This is a genomic window from Corynebacterium yudongzhengii (assembly GCF_003065405.1).
Lineage (GTDB): Bacteria > Actinomycetota > Actinomycetes > Mycobacteriales > Mycobacteriaceae > Corynebacterium > Corynebacterium yudongzhengii.
The window spans coordinates 309,072-324,696 of sequence record NZ_CP026947.1 but is presented as its reverse complement, the minus strand read 5'-3'; the positions used below and the strand labels follow the sequence as shown (position 1 = coordinate 324,696).

General features: G+C 65.0%; 14 protein-coding genes. 3 read left to right on the top strand and 11 right to left on the bottom strand.

Going from position 1 to position 15,625, the window contains the following annotated elements; genetic code table 11:
• Positions 1 to 942, top strand: coding sequence for an AEC family transporter (locus tag C3B44_RS01510; protein ID WP_108430801.1), 942 nt, complete (start codon positions 1 to 3; stop codon positions 940 to 942).
• 706 nt (positions 943 to 1,648) lie between these two features.
• On the opposite strand, the gene C3B44_RS01505 is transcribed toward C3B44_RS01510, so the two are convergent.
• Complete coding sequence (locus C3B44_RS01505) at positions 1,649 to 1,969, bottom strand: DUF4229 domain-containing protein (RefSeq protein WP_108430800.1); 321 nt, start codon at positions 1,967 to 1,969, stop codon at positions 1,649 to 1,651.
• A 70-nt stretch (positions 1,970 to 2,039) separates the two neighbouring features.
• Between C3B44_RS01505 and C3B44_RS01500 the strand changes: the two genes are divergently transcribed.
• The gene (locus C3B44_RS01500) at positions 2,040 to 2,324 is read left to right on the top strand and encodes a hypothetical protein (RefSeq protein WP_108430799.1); all 285 of its coding nucleotides are present in this window, start codon (positions 2,040 to 2,042) and stop codon (positions 2,322 to 2,324) included.
• On the opposite strand, the gene C3B44_RS01495 is transcribed toward C3B44_RS01500, so the two are convergent.
• Complete coding sequence (locus tag C3B44_RS01495; protein ID WP_235840341.1) at positions 2,321 to 2,617, bottom strand: helix-turn-helix domain-containing protein; 297 nt, start codon at positions 2,615 to 2,617, stop codon at positions 2,321 to 2,323. The two genes, C3B44_RS01500 and C3B44_RS01495, sit on opposite strands and share 4 nt — an antisense overlap.
• Positions 2,618 to 2,690: 73 nt before the next feature.
• On the opposite strand from C3B44_RS01495, the gene C3B44_RS01490 reads away from it, so the two are divergent.
• Complete coding sequence (locus C3B44_RS01490; protein ID WP_108430798.1) at positions 2,691 to 5,807, top strand: beta-phosphoglucomutase family hydrolase; 3,117 nt, start codon at positions 2,691 to 2,693, stop codon at positions 5,805 to 5,807.
• 58 nt (positions 5,808 to 5,865) lie between these two features.
• Here the strand turns inward: C3B44_RS01490 and C3B44_RS01485 are convergent, their stop codons facing one another.
• From C3B44_RS01485 to C3B44_RS01445, 9 genes are all read right to left on the bottom strand, one after another.
• Positions 5,866 to 6,387: an HNH endonuclease signature motif containing protein gene (locus C3B44_RS01485; RefSeq protein WP_158268607.1), complete on the bottom strand. Its 522-nt coding sequence runs from the start codon at positions 6,385 to 6,387 to the stop codon at positions 5,866 to 5,868.
• Between the two features lie 59 nt (positions 6,388 to 6,446).
• Positions 6,447 to 7,205: a DUF222 domain-containing protein gene (locus C3B44_RS01480; RefSeq protein ID WP_108430796.1), complete on the bottom strand. Its 759-nt coding sequence runs from the start codon at positions 7,203 to 7,205 to the stop codon at positions 6,447 to 6,449.
• A gap of 776 nt (positions 7,206 to 7,981) precedes the next feature.
• Positions 7,982 to 9,004, bottom strand: a complete 1,023-nt coding sequence (gene ccsB, locus C3B44_RS01475) for a c-type cytochrome biogenesis protein CcsB (protein WP_108430795.1) — start codon at positions 9,002 to 9,004, stop codon at positions 7,982 to 7,984.
• Positions 9,005 to 9,059: 55 nt separating this feature from the next.
• Positions 9,060 to 10,676 (bottom strand): cytochrome c biogenesis protein ResB, encoded by a 1,617-nt coding sequence (locus C3B44_RS01470; RefSeq protein ID WP_108432513.1) that lies wholly within the window; start codon positions 10,674 to 10,676, stop codon positions 9,060 to 9,062.
• Positions 10,677 to 10,749: 73 nt separating this feature from the next.
• A complete protein-coding gene (locus tag C3B44_RS01465) occupies positions 10,750 to 11,589 on the bottom strand; it encodes a cytochrome c biogenesis CcdA family protein (protein ID WP_235840340.1) in 840 nt (279 codons plus the stop codon).
• Positions 11,589 to 12,194 carry a TlpA family protein disulfide reductase gene (locus tag C3B44_RS01460; protein WP_199222372.1) on the bottom strand — a complete coding sequence of 202 codons (606 nt, stop codon included), beginning with the start codon at positions 12,192 to 12,194 and terminating at the stop codon, positions 11,589 to 11,591. The genes C3B44_RS01465 and C3B44_RS01460 overlap by 1 nt, the downstream gene beginning before the upstream one ends.
• 1 nt (position 12,195) lies before the next feature.
• On the bottom strand, positions 12,196 to 12,804 hold the full coding sequence (locus C3B44_RS01455) for a histidine phosphatase family protein (RefSeq protein WP_108430793.1): 609 nt from the start codon (positions 12,802 to 12,804) through the stop codon (positions 12,196 to 12,198).
• 15 nt (positions 12,805 to 12,819) lie between these two features.
• The gene (hemL, locus tag C3B44_RS01450) at positions 12,820 to 14,142 is read right to left on the bottom strand and encodes a glutamate-1-semialdehyde 2,1-aminomutase (protein ID WP_108430792.1); all 1,323 of its coding nucleotides are present in this window, start codon (positions 14,140 to 14,142) and stop codon (positions 12,820 to 12,822) included.
• A 77-nt stretch (positions 14,143 to 14,219) separates the two neighbouring features.
• Positions 14,220 to 15,617: a protoporphyrinogen oxidase gene (locus tag C3B44_RS01445; RefSeq protein ID WP_108430791.1), complete on the bottom strand. Its 1,398-nt coding sequence runs from the start codon at positions 15,615 to 15,617 to the stop codon at positions 14,220 to 14,222.
• Positions 15,618 to 15,625: the final 8 nt, after the last annotated feature.

The window sequence follows — 15,625 nt, the reverse complement described above, 5'->3', positions numbered from 1 at the left end:
ATGCTCGATGTCATCACCGGCTTTGCGATCATCTTCGCCGTCATCGCTACCGGCTGGCTGCTCTCGCGCCGCGGGATCATCCCCAAGGGCGAGACGCGCCTCATGTTCAACCGGGTCGCGTTCTATGCCTGCACCCCGGCGCTGATCTTCTCCTCGGTCGTCGGCTCCGACCCGCAGCACTTCTTCTCCCCGGTGGTGCTGGTGGTGGCGCTGGCCACGACACTGACGGCAGGGTTGTACGTGGCGGCGTCGAACCTCGCTTTTCGACGCGACGTCCCCACCACAACCATGGGCGCCGCCGCCTCCAGCTACTTCAACTCGGTGAATATAGGCCTCCCCGTGTCCATCTACGTCCTCGGCGAGGCCACCCACGTCATCCCCACCCTCCTGATGCAGATGGCAGTGTTCACCCCGATCATCCTGGCGTTTCTCGGCTCCGACCAGGACTCGGTCGCCCACGGCTCGCGCAGACGGGCGGTGACGTTGTCGGTGCGCAATGCGTTGATCTCGCCGGTGGTGGTGGCCTCGTTCGCGGGGCTGGCTGTCGCCCTGATGGGCTGGCGGGTGCCCGAACCCGTTTTGGAGCCCATCCGCATCCTCGGCGGGGCTTCCATCCCGATGATCCTCATGAGCTTCGGTGCCTCCCTGACCGTCGGCGGCGTGCTGAGCTCCGTACCGGACCGCCCGGCCGTGATCACCTCGACGGCACTGAAGGTCGCGGGCATGCCGGTTATCGCCTGGCTGTGCTGCCTGGTTCTGGGCATCGACGGCGACTTCATGTACGCGGCGGTGATCCTGTCCGCCTTGCCGACCGCCCAGAACGTCTACAACTACGCCGCCACCTACCGACGCGGCGAAATCATCGCCCGTGACACCGTCTTTCTGACCACGTTCCTCTCGCTGCCCGCGATGCTCGCGGTCGCGTTCCTGTTCGGGCGGTAGGGGTTGGCGTTCTGGGGTGGTTCTGGGCTGGTTCTGGTCTGGTTCTGGTCCTGGGGCGTTTGCGCTGGTCAGGAGGGTTTCGCTCTGCGTTTCCGGGAGCGCGCTCGAACGTAGGCCTTAGTGCGCTTCCGCTTCAACGAATTCAGTCACCCCTAAAGGGGTCTCGCGGGGTCGAAATCAGCACTCCTTTAGATGCCCCTCATTTCGACCAGCGATAGCGCGCTATGCGGATGCGGGGCCCAGGCCTGGTTTCGGTCAGTTCCATGGGCCCCTCTGGGACGTTCAAACACAAATGCTTAAAGGAAGAACCTTGTAGGACGGCAAATCAGGCCATCTACCAACGCAAAACCTTGAAGGGCGCGTCCCTCAAGCATCTTCCTTTAAGGGTTTGTGCAGCAGCAACGCGGACCCGCACCGAAAAGCGGACCTACAGAACGCCAGGCACCCTAGCAGCCATACAACGGTATGGCGTTAGCACGCCCGGTCGAAAGGAGTCGGCCCGAAAGGAGTCCCACGAGGTCGAAACCAGCACTCCTTTAGATGCTCCTCATTTCGACCAGCGATAGCGCAACATCACCCCAACGCACGCTCAGCAAACCTCAGGCACCAAAGTGCCAGCACAACACGCCGCGACCAGCAGAGCTACCGGACCCAGGCCAGACCCCAGAACGGCCCAAACCAGAACCGCCCCAGACCGAACAGCCCCCTACCGCTGCGAGAGCTCGTTGCGGATCCACTGCTTGTGCTCGCGGCGTTGCCGCGACCACTCCGCCACCGCCGCGGTCGCGTCCTGGCGCAGCCCGGAGAACACCAGCATCGACAGCGGGAAGGCGATGAGCAGGGCAAACAGCGCGGACATGACCAGCGGGACGGGCGCGCCGATCAGCAGGGCCAGCAATTGGATCACGATCGTGAGCCCGAGAAACAGCCCCAGGCGTGCCGCTCCGTATTTCAGTGCGGCGCGGTTGGCGCGCTTGCGGGCCTCGGGGTCGGGCTCGGGCGGGCGATTCGATTGCTGCTCACTCACAGTGCTCCACCCTAGTCAACCGAAAGTTCGAAACCCTAACCACGTATCCTGGCACCGAGGAGGGATATGCATGGGACGCATTCTGCTGTTGGTGTTGATCATCGTCGCGATCTGGCTGTTGTGGAAGGCCTTCGGCCCGTCGAGTTGGAAGAGCCGCAACAACGCCGAACCGCCGGCTATCAAGGGGCCGGATGATGATGAGGAGTTTTTGTGGAACATCGACAAGCAGCGCTTTAAGGAACGCCGCGAGAAGGAAGCCCGGGAGCGCGCGCAGCGGGAGGCGGAACAACGCCGCCGTAAAGAGCGCCGCCCGGACGATAACCCGGAGAACCCCGAGGGCCCAGAGCTTCCCTAGCCGTCCGCCAAAGAATCAGGCGCGCTCTCCACGAACTGTGGGCTTAAGCCCAGGGTTTTCGCCACGGCGAGCACTTTTTCCCAGCGCACTCCCTCGCCGCCGCGTTCGATAGTGTGCAGTGTCGAGCGGGAGACCCCGGCGGTGTCGGCGACTTCTTGTTGGAGCCGCCCGGCGTCGCGGCGTCGTTGCGCCAGTTGGGCGCCGAGCGCTTGGAGTACGGGGTTGTCGCTGGCGGGTTTGCCGCCTTTCGCGCGCGGGGCTGGCACCCTGCCCGGGGAGGTCGACTGGCTCATAGCCTCCTACTCTATCGCCTCGTTGCCATTAGAGTGGGCAGCGCTTTCCAGTTTCCGACGACGAGGATCCTTCATGAGCACCCTCCCCACTCCCGCCGCGCTTGTGTGCGATATGGACGGTGTGATCACTCATACCGCCGCCGTGCATGCTGAGGCGTGGAAGCAGATGTTCGACGATGCGCTCGCGAAGTTGGCCCCTGACGCCGAGAAGTTCGACATCTCCACCGATTATCTCGCGTATGCCGACGGCCGCACCCGCGAGGACGCCGTGCACGCGTTCATGGCGTCGCGCGGGGTGGAGCTCAGCGATGACGAGATCACCGCGTTGGGCGATCAGAAGCAGGGCTACTTCGAAAAGGCGCTCGAGGAATCGGGGGTGCAGGTCTTCGACGACGCGGTGCATCTGGTTAAGCGTGCCCGCGAGGCCGGCTTGCCGACGGCCCTGGTCACCTCCTCCCGCAACGCCGAGCGCATCCTCCAAGCGGCGGGGTTGGAGAAGCTTTTCGACGTCCGCGTGGACGGCCACGACATCATCAACGAGAAGATCACCGGCAAGCCGGCGCCGGATTCTTTCTTGCTGGCCGCCGAGCGCCTCAATGTCCGCGCCGCCCAGTGCATCGCGCTCGAAGACGCCCGCTCCGGGGTGCGCGCCGCGTTTGCCGCGAAGTACGGGCTGGTCATCGGCGTCGATCGCTCCGACGGTGACCCGGATGTCGCCCAGGGGCTTTTCGACGCCGGCGCCGACCGCGTCCTCGCCGACGTCTCGGAGATCGACTTCGCGTTCGGCTTCTCCGAAAAGCACGACACCCCGCGCTCGACTGTGTTCGCCATCGACGGGATGAACACCGACAAGCTCAGCGATCTGGAGACCCTGTTTTCCACCGCGAACGGCTACTGGGGCACGCGCGCGAACCTGCCGGGCACCGTCGACAACGGCACCCACTACCCCGGCTCGTATCTGGCGGGCGTGTTCAACCGCGTGCACAGCGATCTCACCGACAGCGCGGGCCTGGTCCTGGAATCCGAGCACGTGCCCAACATCCCGGACTGGACCTACCTGCGGGTCTTCGACGATAAGGGCGCCCAGCTCATGCCGACGACCGCGAATATCCTCGACTCCCGCCTCGAGCTCGATCTCCGGGCCGGGTTGTCGCGGCGCTTTCTGCGCGTGCGGGCGGACAACGGGCGTCGCACCCGCATCCTCATCGAGCAGATGACCTCGATCCACCGCAAACACGCCGCCGCTTTGCGGATCGTCATCGCCCCGGAGAACTGGCAGGGCGAGGTGTCGGTGCGCTCGGCGATTAACGGGGCCGTCGAAAACCGCAATGTCGCCGACGACCGCGCGCTGACCACCCGGCATTTGACTCGGGCGCAGGGTAGGCACGTCGATAAGCACACCACCCTTGTGAACACCCGCACCAACCAGTCCGACATCGCCATCAGCATCGCCGCGCGCACCGACGGGCTCGGCGAGGGCACGCCGTTTTCCGAGGGCGAGCTCCATGGCCATGACTACACGGCCGCGGTGTATCCGCATGAGCCGGTGTCGATCGAGAAGATCGCCGCGGTGTTCTCCTCGCGTGATCGGGCGCAGTCGACCCCGGAGCTGCAGGTGTGCTGGGAGCTCGAGCAGCTCGGCGAGTTCGCGGCGCTCAAGCGTCAGCACTCGCTCATGTGGTCGGCGATCTGGCAGGTCTATGACACCTCGCTGCCCGCGGGGCGTACCGACGCGCTCGCGCTACGGGTGAACTCCTTCCACATTCTGCAGTCGATCGTGAAGGTGGATTCCGGCATGGACGCCGGCCTGCCCGCCCGCGGGCTGACCGCCGAGGGCTATCGCGGGCACATCTTCTGGGACGAGCAGTTCGTCTACCCGCTGCTGACCTCCCGGCGCCCCGAGCTCACCCGCGCGCTGCTGCGCTACCGCCACCGCCGCCTGCCTATGGCCCGCGCGCTTGCCTCCGAGCTGGGCTTTCGTGGGGCGATCTTCCCGTGGCAGTCGGGCTCGTCGGGATGCGAAGAGACCCCGCCGGTGCTGTATAACCCGCGGATGGACGCCTGGATGCCGGATAACTCGCACCACCAGCGCCACGTGGGCCTCGAGGTCGCACTGAGCGTGTGGCGCTATTTCCAGTTCACGCACGACGGGATTTTCATGCGTGATGTCGGTGCCGAGCTCATCCTCGACGCCGCGCGCGGGTATGCCTCGATGGCCACGTATGACGCGGCGACTGGGCGGTACTCGGTGCACCACACGATGGGGCCGGATGAGTTCCACGATGGCTACCCTTCGGCACCCGGTGAGGGTCTGACCGATAACGCGTATAACAACGTGCTCGCCTCGTGGGTGATGACGAAGGCGCTGGAGATCTACGACTACCTCGACGACGTCGACGCCGCCGTGCTGCGCGCTCATTTGAACCTCACCGACGAGGATCTGCGCCGGCTTGACGACGTCTCCCGCAACCTGCGCCTCGTCTTCCACGACGACGGCGTGCTCAGCCAGTTCGACGGCTACGAGGACCTTGAAGAGTTCGACTGGGAAGGCTACCGCGAGAAGTACGGCAACATCGGCCGGCTCGATCTGATCCTGGCCGCCGAGGGGGATTCGCCGAACAACTACAAGGTCTCGAAGCAGGCCGATGTAGCGATGCTCTTCTACGTCTTCGCACCCGACGAGCTCGCCGACATCCTGGACCACATGGGATACTCGCTCGACGAGGGTGCCATCCAGCGCACGATCAGCTACTACCGCGAGCGCACCTCGGATGGCTCGATGCTCAGCCAGATCGTCTACGCGTGGGCGATCAACGGCTACTCGCCGAACGAGGCGTGGCCGCTGTACCAGCAGGCACTCGAGGCGGACATCGACAACGAGGCCGGCTCCTCGACCGCCGAGGGCATCCACACCGGCGTGATGGCCGGCACCGTCGACTACGTGCAGCGCTGCCTCGCCGGCATGAGCGTGCGCGGGCGGGTGCTGCGTCTGCGTCCGGCGCTTCCCGACGCCGTCGACAACGTGGCTTTTCGCATCTACTACCGCGGTTGCCCGGTGCAGGTGAAGGCCGCCCACGAGCGGGTCGAGGTGCGCGTGGAAGACGACGCCAAAAACCCTGTGACCGTGGAGGTCAACGGGGATCGCCGGAAGCTCTTTCCCGGTGATCACGTGGAGTTTGCGGTTGCGTAGCAGTTGGCGATGGAAGGCGGCTGCCACGAGCGGCTCCCGCCTCAGCAGCGCTTTAGTTTTAACTGAGTGCGGGTAGTGCGTCGTCATCGAAGCTGTCTATTTCTTCCGGAAGCTCGATTGGCACGAATGAGGCATCTTCAATACGCATCGGCAAACTTCGATTATCTGAGGCAAACCGCAACCCAGCAGGAAACTCGAAATTAATCCGGCCAGGCCGCTTGTGATCAATCTCCACTGTGACGATGCCCAAAGTAATCAACGCGTGACAAGCCGAACAGACCGGGATCAAGTTCCACACCGCCGTCTTCCCACCATCACAATGCGCCTTGATGTGATGAAACTGAATAAACCGCGAATGATTACAGCCCGGCATCGCACACTGGTAGTTCCACAACGCAATCAACACCTGCGCCTGCGCATCAGTAACCAAACGCTGCGGCTTCGACACCATTATGTGCACCCCGCGATTATCCAGCAGATGCACACGTACGTCCCCGTTCAAGATTTCAGCCACCAAATCCGCCGAAGCCGCCCGGGGAATCGCCGGCAACACGGCCCTGCCCTCCTCGTTGACGATCATATTGACCTGAGTACCCGGGCTGCGTAGACGGTTCACCGGCTGACACCGGGTCATATTGATCATCGACATAACGAGGCAAACAGCTTATGTCGCATCGGAACCCCGTAACCGGTAGCATCCCGCGGATCGAGCGGCTTCCCCTCGTCATCAACCATCGGAGAAGAAACCAGTTCAGCCGGGGTTTTCACCGGCTCTCCAGTAGCTTTCTCCAGCTCCCGATCCAACGCTTCGGGGTCCTGCAGAACAGCGGGATCCATTTTCCGTATATCCCGGTAGTTGGCTAACTCTGCGATCTTCAACGCTGCCAGGAAACCAGCAGCCGTTGCCGGGGACATATGAGCGCTCATCTTCGCCCACCCAGTCTCATCATCAATATCAATACGCAGGGTTTCCTGCCTCAGCGTCTCGTCGCGTTCCCGGGTGCCAGCCAGTGCTTGACGTACCTCGGTCAGGGTCATCGAGGTGGCCATCTCATGCAGCCGGTAGGCGTTTTCTGGGCTGAGGTGTCTGCTGATTAAGCGCACCATGGAGTAGCTGATCTCACCGTGTAGGAAGGCATCAGCAATCTCGGGGTAGTTCTGCATGATGGTGCCGATGCGAAGGTATTCATAGGCGGTGGATTCTGCGATTTGAAGGTGGCGAACCATCCAAACAACGGTCGATGGTGCCCCGTGTGCGCGGGCAAGGTTGCGGTGGTGAAAGCTAGCCAGGCTCATGATGAGCAGGGCTTTGTAGATGGTGGCCTGTTTATTGGAATGCTCCAGTGTCTGCACTAGAGCTTGATCGTCCATGTCTGCTATGGCCTCGGTGGTGTACATGGTTTATCCCCCGGTAGTTGTTCGATCACCTGTTCTAAACTTAGCATGCGCATCCACTACCCACAAGAGTGGTGTCCAAGTTTTTTAATCCCGTTTGGCCTGCGACTTTGTTTTATGCCATGGCATAAAACAAGACTACGGAAGGTCAGACAATTCCCGCGCGTACAGCCAGGTGTTCGATATTATCTACCGGACTTGAGGGAAAGGGTGCCCCTGCGGCGACGTAGTGGCCCGGCTGTGGTGGGGTTGGTTTTATGCCGTGGCATAATCCACGCCTTCGCCCCGGCCAAAACCAAGGCCGCGCACCCCGCGCTGCGCCGCAAGCCCGTTACCGAATTGCGCCCCAGATCAGCCAAGTGAAGCGCACGCGGGCAGTAGCGGCGGACTTATTTTTATGCCGCGGCATAGTCGCTGACGAACATGACTTACGCCATGTAGTCAGGTTTTTGTCCGGTAACGAATCCAGACTGCGCGTTAGTAACAGCGTTAGCGACAGCCCTCTCCCCTTGCCGGCATCAGAAAATACGCACCCTTGGAGTCGGTTTTGGAGTCGGCTGACTCGGCATAGCTTCGCAATCAGGCCGCAAAGAAGACCCGCCAGACTATGCCACGGCATAATCCGAGCAGCCCTTTACCCGGCCACGGCCATGCCAAGCCCACACGTGACATATACCGCACGTGCGTCAAACACTCATCGCAGCACCCGGCCCGCGGAGCAGGGTGGAAAACCAAACGAGGTAACCCGACAGCTCCCGGCTCCCCCCAAGCCCCTCGCGCTAGTTCAGTCCCGCGTAAGAGTGCAGGCCGGAGACCACCAGGTTGATGAAGAAGAGGTTGAAGATCATCGTCGCCAACGCGACGATGTTGATGATCGCGGCCTTCCAGTTCTTCCAGCCGGCGGTTGCGCGGGCATGCAGGTAGGCGGCGTAAAGCACCCAGGTAATGAAGGAGACGGTCTCCTTCGGGTCCCAGCCCCAGAAGCGCCCCCAGGCAGCTTCGGCCCACACGGCGCCGAGGATGATGCCGAGGCCGAAGGTCGGCAGAGTGATGATGGCGCTGCGGTAGGCCAGGGCGTCGAGCTTGCGGGCGGTCGGCAGGGGCTTGGCCAGTGCGCCGAAGAAGCCCTTCTCCTTGCCCGGCGCCTGCCAGATGCGCAGCAGGTATAGCAGCGAGGCCACGCCAGAGACGATGCCGATGGAGGCGCCGATCGAGACCGTCGAGACGTGGATGGGCAGCCAGTTGGACTGCAGCGCCGGGACGACGGGCGCGGACTCGGCGTAGAGCTCGGTGCCGCCGTAGAACAGCAGCGCGAGCATCGGGGTGAGTATCCACGGCCACAGCGGGCGCCAGGACTTGCGGGTCAGGGCGGCGGCGACGATGACGAACACGCCGAGGGTGATCGTCAGGACGTATTCATAGAGGTTGCCGAGCGGAAACCGGCCGGTGGCCAGGCCCCGCAGGATGACGGCGGCGGCGTGGAAGACGATGGCCAGCCAGATCAAGGCCTGGGTCATGCCGCTGGCTTTGTCGGCGCCCTTTTCACGCTTGTGCAGTTCGTCGATATCAGACAGCGTCTCGGCGTCGGTGCTACCGGTATCGGTTACATCACCGCTGCCGCCGACGGAGACGAGTTCCCGGTCCTGCGCCTTGTTCTTGGCGGCGAGGCGGCGGCGGACGTCGACGACCGCCTGCATGCGCCCGTAGTACCAGAGGGAGACGAACAGGGCGACCGTGTAAATCACGAACGCCGACTGAAACGCCAGATCCGAGTAGTTTGAAAGCGTCTGATCGACCTGCATGGATGTTACGCTACCCCACCCGTCACGCAGTTACCAACGGATGGCGGGTAGCTTTTCAACCTTTCGATTGATGGTGGATGATGTCTTCGTCGACGAGGCTGTCCTCTTCGACCTCGTCGGGATCCTCGAGTTCGAGGATGTCGCGGGCGATCTCGTCGAACTCTGCGCCCCAGCCGGCGCGGTCGGTACGCGCCAGCCCGCCCATCTCGACGTGGGTGGATTTCCCGTCGTCGGCGGGCCGCAGGCGGATCCAGATGCGCCGACGGCGGATCATCAGGGAACCGACCAGAGAGCCGAGCATGATCACCGCGGAGACGAGCACCCAGATCTGGAAGGGATCGCGCGAGATCTGGAAGTTGGCGAATTCGGCGGCTCCGTCGAAGGTGATTTCGGTGCCGTCGTCAAGCGTCACCGACTCCCCCTGTTCGAGGTTGACGCGCTCTACCCGCTGCAGCTGCCCGGTGTGCACGAGGCTGGAGTCGAGCTCCCAGATCGACTGCGCGCGCCCGGTATCGAGGCCGGCGTCGCCGCGGTAGATATCGATCGCCACGGCGGGATCGCGCATCTCCGGGAAGGCGGAGGTGAGCAGTTCGTTGTTCTCGCCGTCCCACTGCGCGGTCGGGGCGAACAGGCCCTGCAGCGCGATCTGGTTCTGGCGGCGCTCGTAGAGATCCGGATACATCCCGGCGGGCGGGTCGAAGCGTATCGCGCCCGAGGACAGGAAGAAGGTGGGGTCGGTCGGCTCCCACTGCATCATCTGGGTGCGCTCTTCGCCGTTCGGGAAGGTGACGGTGAACTGCGGGGCGAAGCCGTGGCCCTGCAGGTAAACCCGGTCGCCGGCGACGCGCAGCGGGTGGTTGACCTGCAGCTGGTAGTCCTCCCAGGTCTCCGGGTCGCTCAAGATGTCCTCGCCGACGGCATAGGAGATATCGGAGGTAAACATCTCGGCCTGGCCGTTGGGCAGGTAGTCGGCGTGGAAGTTGTGGGTGATGAAGCAGAAGGGGGTGAGGCCGGTGCCGTCGAAAAGCGGCCCGGCGCGGAAGGAGTCGAAGTTCGACGTCGAGGTGTTGCAGAACTCCGTCGACTGCTCTACGGGCACGGCCATGGGCGCCTGGGAATTGGTGACCACGATGCGCTGTCCCTCGTAGTAGACCATGCGCCCGGCAGCCATGGTGATGAGCAGCGCCACGATCGCGATGTGGAAGATGAGGTTCGCCAGCTCGCGGCTGAACCCGCGCTCGGCGGAGAGGGAAAACGCCCCGGCACGGTCATCGGCGGCGTCGTATTCATTGACGCGCCACTTGCGCAGGTTGCGCCGGGAGGCGGCCTGCACCTCGTCGAAAGGCTTATCGACGACACCACTCGTATTCAACGGCAGGCGGTGCAAGTACTTCGGTGCGCGGGTCGGCGGGGTGCGGAACGCGCGCCAGTGGTCGATGGAGCGCGGGATGATGCAGCCGACGAGCGAGATCATCAGCAGCACGTAAATGGCGGCGAACCACGGGGATTCGAAGACGTCGAAAAGCATCAGCTGGTCGTAGATTTCGGCGATCCGACCGTTGGTGGCGATGTACTCGTTGACGTTGGACTCGTTGAGGCTGCGCTGCGGCAGCAGGGCGCCGGGGATGGCGGCGAGCGCCAGGATGAACAGCAGTACCAAGGCTGTGCGCATGCTGGTCAGCCAGCGCCAGCCCCTTTTCAACCAGGTGACGATACTTTGCACGAAACCTTTTTCTTTCCACAAATCAGATCAAGGTGGCACCGTACTCGACGGTCCACTGCCGGGTAAAGGCGATGAAGTAGTTCCACGCCCCGGAGACCAACAGCACGCCGACGATCACCATGAGCACGCCGCCGATGATCTGGATCGTCCGGGAGTGCCGGCGCAAGAAGTCGACGGCGTTCATCGCCTTCGCCGAGCCGAGCGCGAGCAGCAGAAACGGCAGGCCGAGACCTAAGCAATAGCCGATGATCAACAGCACGCCGCGCAGCGCGGTCATCCCCTCGGTGCCGGCGGAGACCGAGATGATCGCCGCGAGGGTGGGACCCAGACACGGCGTCCAGCCGAGGGCGAAGACCCCGCCGAGCAGGGGCGCGCCGACCCAGTTAGTCCAGCGTTTCGGCTGGATGCGGGTATCGCGCTGCAGCGCCGGGATGAAGCCCATGAACACCAGGCCCATGACGATGGTGATGACACCGCCGAGGCGCATGAGCAGATCGGCGTTGAGCGTCAGCGCCGAAATCAGCCCGAACACGCTCACCGTCGCGAGCACGAACACCACGGTAAAGCCGAGGATGAACAAGCCCACGGCGGCGACGACGCGGGTTTTTCGCGTGCGGGTGATCACGACGCCGTGGCGAGCGTCGTGACGCGTCTCCCCGCCGACGAGGCCGGCGAGATAGGAGAGGTATCCGGGGACCAGCGGCACCACGCACGGCGAGGCGAAGGAGACGAGCCCCGCCGCCGCCGCGGCGAGCAGGCCGAGGACGAGTGGGCCGGCGGCGGCGGTTTCCGCGAAGGTCTGCCCGATCGAGGCCTGGGTCAGCGCGGCCTGGGCAAAGAGAAGCGAGGTCGCATCGGCCACTACGCGCTGGCCTCCTGTTCCAGTTCGCGGGTGACCTCCAGGATGTCCTGGTCGGTGACCTCGCGGAGGAAGACCGCCGCGGGGCGGTGCTCTTGGTCGAGGATCACCGTCGTCGGGATCACCGAGCTGGGCACGCCACCGAGCGCGGCGGCGTACTTAAACGGCGGGTCGTACACGCTCGGGTAGGTCACCCCGTTGTCGACGACGAAGTCCTGCGCCGCCTCGCGCTGGTAGTCACGCACGTTGATGCCGAAGACGGTACCGGTGCCGTTGTCCTGCAGCTCCTCGTGGGCGCGCTGGAGGTCGTCGACCTCCGCGCGGCAGGGGGCACACCACTGGCCCCAGGCGTTGAGGACGACGATCTCGCCCTCGAAGTCCGCCAGGCCGATCTTCTCGCCCTCGTTCATGAGGTCGGGGCCGGAAAACTGCGCGACCGGCTCGCGTTCCTCCTCGGGGTAGAAGATGGCGGTCTCCCCGCCCGGGGAGTGGAACTCGAAGGTGCCACCCACGGCGACGGCCGATTGGGCCGACTCAGAACTCTGGCACGCACTGAGCGCCATGGACGCGGCGATGATCACCGCGGCGCATACGGTCAGAGCACGCATGTTAAATATCCCTTGCTGGTGTTGAGTAGATGAGATCGGTCAGCTGAGCGTTCTGGAAGACCAGGGAGCTCACGCTCGCCAGGTCGCACTGGCGCGCCGCCGGGTTATGCGCCAGCTTCTGCCCGCGCGCCGCGCGCTGGACGGTCACGATGGGCAGCTGGTGGGTGACCAGGATGGCCTCGTGGCCTTCCGCTTCACGACGAGCCCGCTCCACCGCCCGCTGCATCCTCTCCAGGATCTCGGCATAGGGCTCACCCCAGCTGGGCTTGGTGGGATCCACCATCAAAGGCCAGCGGATCGGGTTCCACAGCTGGGAGCGCCAGCCCTTGGTGCGCAGGCCCTCGAAGCGGTTGCCGGCTTCGAGCAGGTCCTCGTCGGTGCCGACCGGCAGGTCCAGCAGGTCCGCGAAGGGGCGGGCGGTCTCCTGGGCGCGCTGCAGCGGGCTGGCGGTGAGGGTGACAACGTCGTGGCCCTTGAAAGAGTGGGCGGTACGCGCCGCCTGGCTGTGGCCGCGGGAGGTCAGCCCGTAGCCGGGCATGCGTCCGTACAGGATGCGGCGGGGGTTATCGACCTCGCCGTGGCGGACGAGGTGCACGATCGTGGTGCTCATCTACTTCGCTTTCGGTTAGTTCTCGTCGCGGGCCTGGGCGGCGGCCTTCGCCGCGGGCGCCAAGGCGTTTTCGATGCGCTCGAAGTCCTCGTCGCCCAACGCGGTGGAGACGAACCAGGTCTCGAACACGCTCGGCGGGCCGTAGACGCCGTGGTCGAGCAGGGCGTGGAAAAACGCCGGGTAGCGGAAGGTCTCCGCCGCCGACATGTCGCTGAAGTTGCGGCCCTCGCCTTCAGCGAAGCGCACGGAGAGCATCGTCGAAGCACGCTGGATGTGATGCGCCACGCCCTCGCGCTGAAGGGCCTCGCTGATCAAGGTGGCCAGGCGGTCGGCGTTGGCGTGCAGGATGGGATAGACCGACTCATCGGCACCGCGCAGCGAGGCCAGGCCCGCCGCCATCGCCACCGGGTTACCGGAGAGCGTGCCGGCCTGGTAGACGGGGCCGTGAGGAGCCAGGTGGTCCATGATCTCGGCGCGGCCACCGAAGGCGGCGGCGGGCAGGCCGCCGGAGACGACCTTGCCGAAGGTGGTGATGTCGGCGGCGACCTCGTCGACGCCGAACCAGCCCTTATACGAGGTGCGGAAGCCGGTCATGACTTCGTCGAGGATGAGCAGGGCGCCGTTGTCGTGGGCGATCTGCTTCAGCGCGGCGTTGTAGCCCTCGCCGGGCGCGACGGTGCCCATGTTGCCGGCGGCGGCCTCGGCGATGATCGCGGCGATCTCGCCGTCGTTCTCGGCGAAGGCGCGGCGCACGGCCTCGAGGTCGTTGTAGGGCACGACGATGGTGTCGGCGGCCGACGCGCCGGTCACGCCCGGCGAGTCCGGCAGGCCGTAGGTGGCCACACCGGAGCCGGCCGAGGCCAGCAGCGCGTCGACATGCCCGTGGTAGCAGCCCTCGAACTTGATCACCTTCGACCGGCCCGTGTACCCGCGGGCCAGGCGCACGGCCGACATGGTGGCCTCGGTGCCGGAGTTGACCAGGCGCACCTTATCCACCGAGGTGCGCGCGATGATCTCCTCGGCAAGGGCGATCTCGCCTTCCACCGGGGTGCCGAACGCCAGGCCCTTCGTCGCGGCGTCGGTCACGGCGGCGATGATCTCCTCGCGGGCGTTGCCCAGAAGCATCGGGCCCCAGGAGTCGACGAGGTCGACATACTCGTTGCCGTCGACGTCGATGAGCCGGGAGCCCTCGGCGCGCTCCATGAAGCGGGTCTGCCCACCGACGGAGCCGAAGGCGCGGACCGGGGAGTTCACGCCGCCGGGGATGGCGCGCAGCGCGCGCTCGAAGAGTTCGGCGGAGCGGGCGGTGTTAAGGGAGGTCAGTTCTGTGGCGCTCATGGGAAGTCATTGTAGGACACGTCCCGGGGTAGTCCATAGGTTGGATACACCCCCGCTAGGCCCCCGCTTCTCGACGACTATCCGCCCACCACCCGGCGCCCCGCCGCGCGGGCATCCGCGATGACCGCCGGCACGCCGACGCCCCCGGCCCACGCACCGGTGAGCTCGAGGCCGTCGACGCTTTCGGCCTGCTTCCGGATCTTCGCGACGGTGGCGAGGTGCGTCTCGTCGTAACGCGGCAGCCCGCCGAACCAGCGCTGGGTGTAGATCTCCTCCGGCTTGTGGGTCTCCGTGTCGAAGCCGGTGACGGTGCGCAGGTCCTCGAGGGCGTAGTCGACGAGGGTGTCCTCGTCGGTACGCAGGGCGGTGTTATCTCCGAAGCGCCCGAAGCTGGCGCGCACCAAGGCGCCGCCCATGTTGGCCAAGTGCGGCCACTTCTTCGACGAGAAGGTAAACGCCTTCGCGTGCAGACCCGGCTCGTCGGTGGCCACGAGCACGCCGGTGTTGTCCGGCAGGCCCTCGTGGGTGGGAAAACGCATGGCCACGACCACCGAGTCCGCCAGCTGGATCGTCTTCAGCGTGGTTGATAGCTCCTCGGAGAGGTTCTTGGTGAGCAGCCCGGCGGTCGGCGCCGGGGTGGCGATGAGCAGCCGGTCATAGGGCTTATCGGCCGCCTCTGCCCCACCGGTGATCCGGAAGCCTGCGTTATCGCGGGTGATAGCGGAGATGAACGCGTCGAGGTAGATGTCGGCGCCGGATTTCTCGGCGAGCGTCTCATAGAGCTGGGCGTAGCCGCCGCGGAAGGTGCCAAACACCGGGGCCGGCGGGTCGGTCGGCGCCGGGCGGGCGGCCTCGATGCGGGCGACCGCCCGGGAGAGCGTGACGGGCTCGCCGGCTTCGGCCAGCTCGTCGAGGGCCTCGGCGAGCTGCGGGATCGTGGCGCGCAGGCCCAGGTCGTCGGCGAGGCAGGAATACACCCCGCCGAGCAGGGCGGAGACGATGTGATCGACGACCTCGTCGCCATAGCGCTCGCGCACCAGCTTCCCGACGCTCACGTCACCCCCAATCTCCCAGTCGATCGGGGTGGCGGTGGCCTCGGCGTCGATACGCGCGGCTGTCTTATCGCTCACCAAATGCGCCACGGGTGCCGATGACGACGGGATCCCCATCACCCCACCCTTCGGCAGAGCCTTGGCCTCGCCGCCGGTGTAGACCAGCGGGTGCATGCCCGAGGGGTAGACGATCTCCTCGCCGAGTCCCAGCGACTCGAAGTACTCGACGGCGTCCTGGCGCCGCGCCAGGAAGGCCTCGGCGCCGACGTCGGTGCGGCCTGCGTCGAAAGGCACGGTGTGCAGCTTGCCGCCGATGCGCCCGGTGGCCTCGAAGATGTCGATGTCTGCGTCCTCGTCTGCCCGCCGGATCTCGACGGCCGCAGTCAACCCAGCAAGACCCGCTCCGATGATGGCATAACGCATGATGTCTC

Excerpts from the sequence above, each read along its gene's own strand:
- C3B44_RS01495 (WP_235840341.1), bottom strand. The coding sequence starts at position 2,617 with ATGAGCCAGTCGACCTCCCCGGGCAGGGTGCCAGCCCCGCGCGCGAAA.
- C3B44_RS01510 (WP_108430801.1), top strand. The coding sequence starts at position 1 with ATGCTCGATGTCATCACCGGCTTTGCGATCATCTTCGCCGTCATCGCT.
- C3B44_RS01485 (WP_158268607.1), bottom strand. The coding sequence starts at position 6,387 with ATGATCGTCAACGAGGAGGGCAGGGCCGTGTTGCCGGCGATTCCCCGG.
- C3B44_RS01455 (WP_108430793.1), bottom strand. The coding sequence starts at position 12,804 with ATGAGCACCACGATCGTGCACCTCGTCCGCCACGGCGAGGTCGATAAC.
- ccsB (WP_108430795.1), bottom strand. The coding sequence starts at position 9,004 with ATGCAGGTCGATCAGACGCTTTCAAACTACTCGGATCTGGCGTTTCAG.
- C3B44_RS01460 (WP_199222372.1), bottom strand. The coding sequence starts at position 12,194 with ATGCGTGCTCTGACCGTATGCGCCGCGGTGATCATCGCCGCGTCCATG.
- hemL (WP_108430792.1), bottom strand. The coding sequence starts at position 14,142 with ATGAGCGCCACAGAACTGACCTCCCTTAACACCGCCCGCTCCGCCGAA.
- C3B44_RS01445 (WP_108430791.1), bottom strand. The coding sequence starts at position 15,617 with ATGCGTTATGCCATCATCGGAGCGGGTCTTGCTGGGTTGACTGCGGCC.
- C3B44_RS01480 (WP_108430796.1), bottom strand. The coding sequence starts at position 7,205 with ATGTACACCACCGAGGCCATAGCAGACATGGACGATCAAGCTCTAGTG.
- C3B44_RS01500 (WP_108430799.1), top strand. The coding sequence starts at position 2,040 with ATGGGACGCATTCTGCTGTTGGTGTTGATCATCGTCGCGATCTGGCTG.
- C3B44_RS01470 (WP_108432513.1), bottom strand. The coding sequence starts at position 10,676 with ATGCGCACAGCCTTGGTACTGCTGTTCATCCTGGCGCTCGCCGCCATC.
- C3B44_RS01490 (WP_108430798.1), top strand. The coding sequence starts at position 2,691 with ATGAGCACCCTCCCCACTCCCGCCGCGCTTGTGTGCGATATGGACGGT.